Annotated in this window: 5 protein-coding genes and 1 pseudogene; 1 reads left to right on the forward strand and 5 read right to left on the reverse strand. The window is 70.7% G+C overall.

Features of this window, described 5'->3' with window-relative positions:
• From AOK24_RS35290 to AOK24_RS35310, 5 genes and pseudogenes are all read right to left on the reverse strand, one after another.
• A pseudogene (locus tag AOK24_RS35290) lies at nucleotides 1–201 on the reverse strand (B12-binding domain-containing radical SAM protein); the annotation flags it as partial.
• Nucleotides 194–1888 carry a beta-ketoacyl synthase N-terminal-like domain-containing protein gene (locus tag AOK24_RS35295; protein WP_055724055.1) on the reverse strand — a complete coding sequence of 565 codons (1695 nt, stop codon included), beginning with the start codon at nucleotides 1886–1888 and terminating at the stop codon, nucleotides 194–196. The pseudogene AOK24_RS35290 and the gene AOK24_RS35295, both read right to left, overlap by 8 nt.
• Complete coding sequence (locus AOK24_RS35300; RefSeq protein WP_055724056.1) at nucleotides 1885–2790, reverse strand: glycosyltransferase; 906 nt, start codon at nucleotides 2788–2790, stop codon at nucleotides 1885–1887. Before AOK24_RS35300 ends, AOK24_RS35295 begins: the two co-directional genes overlap by 4 nt.
• Before the next feature lie 47 nt (nucleotides 2791–2837).
• Complete coding sequence (locus AOK24_RS35305) at nucleotides 2838–3149, reverse strand: acyl carrier protein (RefSeq protein ID WP_133258154.1); 312 nt, start codon at nucleotides 3147–3149, stop codon at nucleotides 2838–2840.
• Nucleotides 3146–5047 carry a KedN5 family methylcobalamin-dependent radical SAM C-methyltransferase gene (locus AOK24_RS35310; RefSeq protein ID WP_133258153.1) on the reverse strand — a complete coding sequence of 634 codons (1902 nt, stop codon included), beginning with the start codon at nucleotides 5045–5047 and terminating at the stop codon, nucleotides 3146–3148. Before AOK24_RS35310 ends, AOK24_RS35305 begins: the two co-directional genes overlap by 4 nt.
• A gap of 528 nt (nucleotides 5048–5575) precedes the next feature.
• Between AOK24_RS35310 and AOK24_RS35315 the strand changes: the two genes are divergently transcribed.
• Nucleotides 5576–5817 (forward strand): hypothetical protein (locus tag AOK24_RS35315; protein WP_159052095.1); only part of this gene is annotated, 242 nt, incomplete at its 3' end.

Below are 5817 nucleotides of genomic sequence, written 5' to 3' on the forward strand. Positions count from 1 at the left end.
CGCCCGCACCGAATACCCGCACCCCCGCAAGTGACCCGCGATGCAGGCCACCCCCAGGTTCTCCCGGACCTTCTCGTAGAAGAGGCGCATCGCCGGGTCCAGGCGGAGGTACTCCTCGTCGTTGATCAGGACGTTCTGGTTGTTGACACTGGAGAACCCGGTGAGGATCTCCCGGGGTGTCATCAGCACCGCGTCAGCCATCCGTACCCCACTCCCTGCGCCCGGCCGCGCCTCCCGTCAGGAGGAACGCGGCGTTGTTGCCGCCGAACCCGAAGTTGTTCACCAGTACGGAACGCATCCCGTCACAGGGCTCCGGATCGCGCAGCACCCGCACGTGCCGCGCGTCAAGGGGCTTGCGCAGCCCGGGGGTTCCCGGAAGCACCTGGTGACGCAGGGCCCGGACCGCCGCCACGACGCCGGGGAACACCGAGGCGTGCAGCAGGTGGCCGGCCGCCCCCTTGTACGAGCTGACGGGGACGCCCCGCCAGTCGTGCTCGGCGCCGATCTGGTCCAGGGCCAGCAGTTCGGCCTCGTCGCCCTGCCGGGTGCCGGGGGCGTGGCCGTGGACGTAGTCGACGGTGGTGAGGCCGGCCATGGCCAGCGCGTCGCGCATGCAGGCGGCGCCGATGTGCGCGTTGAGCCGGCTGAGGCCCTGGCCGGCGACCCGGCAGGAGATCCCGCTGAGCGTCGCCAGGGGTGCCTGCCCTCGGGCGGCGGCGCGCTCGGCGGTCTCCAGGACGATCACCCCGGCGCCTTCCCCGACCGTGACGCCGGAGCGGTCCTCGTCGAAGGGGCGGGCTGCGGTCGTACTCGTCGCGCGCAGCACGTCGAGGCAGGCGTAGTCGTAGGTGTTGAGGGACGACACGCCGGTGACGAGGGCGGTGTCCGCGAGGCCGCACAGCAGCCATTCGCGTGCCAGGGCGAGCCCGAAGGCGCCCGACGCGCAGGCGTGGGCCAGCAGCACCGCGTTCTGCGGGGCGACGCCCGATCCGTCCGCGTCCCAGTCGGGTTCCACCGCGATCTCGCCGATCCGGGGGGCGCCGGCGACCTTGGGGAGGTGCGGGACCACTCCGGCCGACACCAGCAGGGTGCGGCCGGGCAGTTCGTCGAGCCCGGCCTCCCGCAGCGCCTCCGCGCGGGCCCGCTCCAGCAGTGCGCGGCGGGTCGGGCGGCCGGGCGGTGCCTGGACGTCCGTCTGGCACACGGTCCGGCTGCGGAAGCGGGACGCGTCGAAGCGGGTCAGCCCGGACAGTTCCCGGCGGCCGTCCAGCAGGCCCTGCCAGAACGCGGTTCCTCCGTCGCCGAAGGCGGTGACCAGGCCGGTGCCGGAGACGACGACGGACGGTCGAGGGGGTCCGCCGGTCCGGGGGGTGCCGGCGGCGGTCACCGGGACGGCGGCGATCCGGTAGCCGTCCTCGTGTTCGGCCCGGACGACCTCGCACACGATCATCGCCTCGTGCAGCCCGGCGGTGACGGCGCCCCACGCCCAGCGCACCGCCTGCTGGGTGGCCGCGCGCGGGCTGATCAGGACGTGGCCGGTCCCGTTCCAGCCGCGGGCCTGCGCCAGTTCCTGGAGCAGCTGGGCCGGCTCCGGGGTCATGGCCTCGGACGGCCGCAGCCTGCGGCCCCCCGCCTGCGCCTCCACGCACCGGCCGACGTACTGGGAGGTGGCCGCCACGCAGTAGTCCGTGGCCGCCATGATCACGGGGACGGTGGCGCGCAGGGCGGCGGGCAGGCGCTCCAGCGCTGCGGACAGCACGTCGACGAAGGCGGCGGGCAGCAGCTCGCCGGCGGTGCGGACGGACAGGTCCCGCCGGGAGCGCAGGTCCTCCAGCGACCGGGGCGCCGTACCGCCCACGATCACCGCGCCTGCCGTCGGATGCGTCATGACAGCGCCGTTCCCGGGGTCAGGGCGGGGCCGAGCCGCGCGGCGAGTTCGTCGAGGGTGAGCCGGCCGGCGAGGAAGGGGCCGACGTCCGCTAAGCGCGGGTCCCGGTGCCGGTCGGCGACTTCCTGCCAGAACCTCGGCAGGAGGTCGCCGGTGTTCCGGCGGGCCGTCGGGAGGTGGTAGGCGGGCGTGTCGAGGAGGGCAAAGGCGGTGCCCGCTGCGGCGAGCCGCAGGCCCAGTTCGAGGTCTTCGCCGCCCCACAGCTGCCCGTAGTGCTCGTCGAAGCCGCCGACCTCTTCGAACACCGTGCGCCGGACGCTGGTGCTGGTGCCGATGCAGCTCAGCCAGCGCAGGGGGGCGTACGCGGGCGAGCGGGTCACCTGGTGGGCGGTGCGCTCGATGAACGAGCGGCGCGGCCCGAGCAGGGGGACTGCGGTGGCGAGGTCGGTGAGGGTGGCGGGCTCGATCGTGCGGTTGCGGGCGCCGGTCAGGGCGGTGCGCAGGGGCCGGGGTTCGGGGGTCAGCGTGAACGCGGACAGGTCGGTGACGGCGCCGTGCACCACGGTGGCGGCGGCCCCCCGGTGGGCGGCGAGGTGCGCCTCCAGGAGCCCGGGCGTGGCCAGGGTGTCGTCGTCGAGGAAGAGCAGGAGGTCCCCGCGGGCCAGCCGGGCTCCGGTGTTGCGGGCGCAGGCCACCCCGCGCCCGCCCGTGGCGGCCTCCCTCACCGGCAGGCCGGCGGGCAGGGCGGCCAGCACTTCCCGCACCGCGCCGCGCTTTGGTGCGTCGTCGACGAGGACGACCTCGAACCGCTCGCGGTCCAGGGTCTGGTGTCCCAGGGCCGTGAGGGCGAGCAGGAGCCGGGTGGTCCGGTCGCGGGTCGGTACGACCACGCTGACCGCCACCTCGCCGGGCGCTCCCCCCGGTCGCGCGGCTGCCGGTGTCATGGCTGTCACGTCAGGGTGCGGCTCTCGCCGACCTTCTGCTGGAGGATGTAGGTGGCGAGGCCCTCGATGGAGAAGAGGGTCTCCTCCGTCAGGTCCTCGTCCTCGAAGACGACATCGAACTTCTCCTCCAGGATCAGCAGGTACTCCAGGGCGTCGAGGGAGCTGAACCCGTACTGGTCCACGAGGCTGGCGTCGCCCTCCTGGGGTGCCGGCCGGTGCTCGCCCTTGGTCATGCCCGCTGCGATCTCGTGGAGGTCCCGAATCAGCCCGGCGCGGTCCATCGTCTCGTGTCTCCCGTGGTGAAGGATCTCGGTCAAACCTTGGTGAACTGTTCGTCGAGCTGCTGCTCGGTCAGTCCGCGGAAGCGGTCCATGCGGAAGTAGTGCTGGAGGTCGCCGCCGAACTCGGTCCGGTAGTAGAAGTCGGCGGTGTGGCGCTCGGGTTCCGTGCTCACCGTCTCCCCGCGCCGCAGCGCGGCGATCAGGCGGGGCACGGGGTGGGTGAATTCGGTGTCGCTGCGCAGGTACCAGCTCTCGCCGTGCCGGGTGACGACCGAGAGGTCCTCCTCGGGCCCCGACCCGTCGGGCAGCATGCGGACCGGCTGGCACAGCAGGTCGTAGCGGAACACCTCGTCGAGGACCGGCAGCAGGTGCTCGGGCAGCGCGGGGCGCATGGCCTCCTCCCACCACTGCCGCAGCAGCCGTTTGGTGAGCAGCCGCCAGACGTTGGGGTCGACGAGTTCGCTGGCGGAGCTCGCCGGCCTGGCCACCGCGTGCAGTTCCCTGGCCTCGTGGTCCTCGCTCTTCTCGATCCAGTCGGAGAAGCTGAGGAGCACCTGTGACTGGGGGATGCCGGCGAGCGAGCGCAGGGCGACCCAGATGTTGTGCAGGAACAGGCTCCGGGCCAGGACGCGGTTCCAGCAGATGAAGCGGAGCATGCGCTCGTTGTCCGCGAGCGTCATCGTCCGGTGGGAGAGCACGTAGTCGAAGTCGTCCTGCTCACCGCGCACGGTCACCAGTCCGTGGACTTCGCGCTTGTCGTGGTATTCGGTGTTCGGCAGCAGCATCAGCGGGTGGACCGCGATGAACGGCGTGTGCTGTGCCGCCCGGTCGTAACCGTCCAGGAACGAGTCGACCGTCTCGCCCGGCGCCCCCCAGATCAACTCCAGATAGGGGGTGATGCCGTGGTCGGTGAGCCAGGCGACGAGACTTTCCCAGTCGTTCAGCTTCATGTTCCGCCGGCGCATGAGATCCAGCACGGAATCGTCCATCGTCTGGAGGGCGAGGATGAACGCGCTGTGCATCCCTGACTCTTTCATCTTCTCCATGATGCGGTAGAAGCCGGGAGACTTGTTCTTCGCCCAGGAGGTTTCCAGCCGCTTCGGGAACCCGTACTTTCGGCGTACCCGGAGCATGTCGTCCAGGAATTCCTCGTCCTGGCGCAGGAGCCCGAAATTGGAGTCGGCGAGCATCAGGATTTCAGCGCCGTGCCGCCCGAGGAGTTCGAGTTCCTCGCGCAGCCGCTCCCGGGAGAACGCCCGGATCTTCTGCCCGGTGGCGCCGCCCCAATAGCAGAAGGAACACTTGTACGGGCAGCCGCGGTTCGTTTCCATCAGCGCGTAGTCGTAGCGGAAACCGCCCTTGTCGCCGGCCAGCGGAATCGCGCCGGTGAGAATGGGGGACGGCAGGATCTCCAGGTCCTGGATGCGTTCGCGTTCGGGGGTGGTGACCAGGTTCCCGTCGGCCTCGCGGAAGGAGATGCCGCCGATCTCGTGGAGTCCGCCGCGCTCGGCGCCGTCGAGGTAGCCGTTCAGCAGGTCCCGGAAGATCAGCTCCCCCTCGCCGTTCACCACGACGTCGACCTGGGGGTACATGCGCAGGACCCGTTCGGCCTGGTAGGCGACGTGGTTGCCGCCGAAGACGACCCAGCCCTGCGGGTTCATCTGTTTGAACGTCTCGGCGAGCGTGCCGAAGGCGCGGAAGTTCCAGCCGAGGACGGAGAAGCAGAGGATGTCGGGACAGCCGTCCCGGATCAGGTCCCGGGCCATGGCGTTGAGTCCGGCGTCGCCCGGGTAGTTCCTGATGGAGATGTCCATACGGCGTCGAATGCGGTCGTCCGCTTCGGCGTAGGCCTTGAGGTAGCCGATCGCCAGGGGCATGGAGGCCGCGGAATTGCCCCAGACTCCTTGTTGAACAAGCAGTACGCGAGTCTCCATTCCCCTGCCTCGTCCTCTGAGTCGCCCGACAGGTCAAATCGCACTTTGAGGCTACAGCAGAAGATCTCCGGCGCAATGGCGCGTCCGGAAACGGGCCGCTGCCGTGGCCTATTCCCTGCGTTTTACCTGTCTTCGGCCATGCCGACGGCTTGATCACGTTCACGGGGCGAGCCTGGGACGGCCGCTCGTGGCCGCTGCGGATAAAGGGGCGCTGACATGGGTATTCCATCGCGTCCGGGCCGGCGACGGACCGGCCGTCGCCGGGGTCGGGAGAGGGGCTTCGGAAGGGGGTGCGTGAGCCGAGATGAATGACCGGAAAGCTATCGTCCCGATGGTTCCCGGCGTGGACAATGATCATCCGGGAACGGTATTTTCGGCCACCCGTCCCCTCATTTTCTGCCGCTTCGGAACGGGCTCTGGGCGCCTGTGGAGGCGATCTGTATGCTCCGGCCATATGGCGTCTGTCATTCGGCACCGCGGGCTCGGAGTCATCAGAGTCGTCAGAGTCGTCGGCGTTATCGGAGTTACATGACGGAGATTCCTGACACGTGGTCCCCGGCGGCCCTGCCGCACGTGGAGACAGCAGGCGGGACGCTCCGTTTCCTGGGACGTCAGGTCGACGGACACGGCCCTCTGTCGGACCGGGACGCCGCCCTCCTGGCGCGCTGCGACGGCAGCCGCCCCCTCGGCGGGTTCCCCGCGGCCGACCGCGAGACCATCGCCGGGTGGCGCCGGCAGGGACTGCTGCTCATGGCACCCCCGCTCCCGCC

It is taken from the genome of Streptomyces niveiscabiei, from assembly GCF_001419795.1.
Classification (GTDB): domain Bacteria; phylum Actinomycetota; class Actinomycetes; order Streptomycetales; family Streptomycetaceae; genus Streptomyces; species Streptomyces niveiscabiei.

Excerpts from the sequence above, each read along its gene's own strand:
- AOK24_RS35295 (WP_055724055.1), bottom strand. The coding sequence starts at position 1,888 with ATGACGCATCCGACGGCAGGCGCGGTGATCGTGGGCGGTACGGCGCCC.
- AOK24_RS35310 (WP_133258153.1), bottom strand. The coding sequence starts at position 5,047 with ATGGAGACTCGCGTACTGCTTGTTCAACAAGGAGTCTGGGGCAATTCC.